At 35.7% G+C, this 990-nt stretch carries 1 protein-coding gene and 2 pseudogenes; all 3 read right to left on the bottom strand.

Annotation, left to right across the window (positions count from 1 at the left end):
- Nucleotides 1-326: pseudogene (locus BBH99_RS12650) on the bottom strand (peptidase M28); the annotation flags it as partial.
- 6 nt (nucleotides 327-332) lie between these two features.
- On the bottom strand, nucleotides 333-569 hold the full coding sequence (locus BBH99_RS12645; RefSeq protein ID WP_066696191.1) for a hypothetical protein: 237 nt from the start codon (nucleotides 567-569) through the stop codon (nucleotides 333-335).
- Between the two features lie 41 nt (nucleotides 570-610).
- Nucleotides 611-990 (bottom strand): annotated as a pseudogene (locus BBH99_RS12640) (hypothetical protein); the annotation flags it as partial.

Here is a 990-nt window from a genome sequence, read left to right as displayed (position 1 = left end):
AGTTTCAATGGAGTATCTCCAATTTTCAGACTGCTTTGCGGTGTAGTCTGATGTCTGTACATATCAAAAAACTGAAAAAAAGTACCATTGTCGCCAGCAGGCTGCATTCCGGCTTCTTTGGCTTTATCGGCCAGCCACATGGATACTTTTAATTCATCTAAAGTTCCTGCTTCACGACCCCAGAACTGATCTGCTGCCAATTCATACATATCCTTTCTGAGATCAGCTTCTTTAATGGCCGATACCAAAGGCTTTTTATAGCTCTGAGCATTTCCGATACTGAATAAAAAAAGACCCAGTAAGGAAAAAATATAATTCTTATTCATTGGCTTTTAATTTAGGCTGCCAAGCTTATCAGCAAACTGTTTGGAGAACTCTTTTCTGTCTTCTTCCAGTTTTTCTGCGTCAGCCGGTAAAATATAGTTGAAGAGAATTTTATCTTCATTATCTAAAAATATGATTTCTTTTTCATTCCCGTCAATCATCTGTGAGAAAATAGCCCACATGGAAGTATCTTTTAATTTTAATAATTCAAAAAAGCCTTCCGCTTTAATTTCTATTCTTTGCATATTTTATAGGTATAATGTATGTTTTGACTAATGAGAAGGTATTAAAACTCAAGGAATTTCAGCTTAAACTGGATGGCAAAATTCTGCTTGAATTGTGGAGTAGCATAATAACCCACTCTGTAGAATAACCCAAGGTTGAAATAGCTGGAAAGGAAGTTATTCCATTCCAATCCTACTTCCTGATACAGGTGATCTAGTTTTTTAAATTTGAACTGGTGGTATTCCGGATGTTTCATATCACCAATGGTTCCGCGAAGTACAAAATCGAAGCTGGAAACATTGTGTCCAAAACTTTTAAAGTATAAAGGCAGTTTATGGGTAAAATAATAAGCAACAAATTTATCGTTGTAATATTTTCCACCTTCCAGAGTAGCAAAACCAAGAAATGAGGTAAGGTTGAAATTGAAATCTTTCCCAGGAG

The sequence above is a fragment of the Chryseobacterium contaminans genome (assembly GCF_001684955.1).
In the GTDB taxonomy this organism is placed as follows: Bacteria; Bacteroidota; Bacteroidia; order Flavobacteriales; family Weeksellaceae; genus Chryseobacterium; species Chryseobacterium contaminans.
The sequence above is the reverse complement of the archived record's forward strand: the minus strand, read 5'-3'. Positions and strand labels throughout refer to the sequence as shown.

Bases quoted from the DNA above. Each gene is read 5' to 3' on its own strand.
- BBH99_RS12645 (WP_066696191.1), bottom strand. From the start codon at position 569: ATGCAAAGAATAGAAATTAAAGCGGAAGGCTTTTTTGAATTATTAAAA.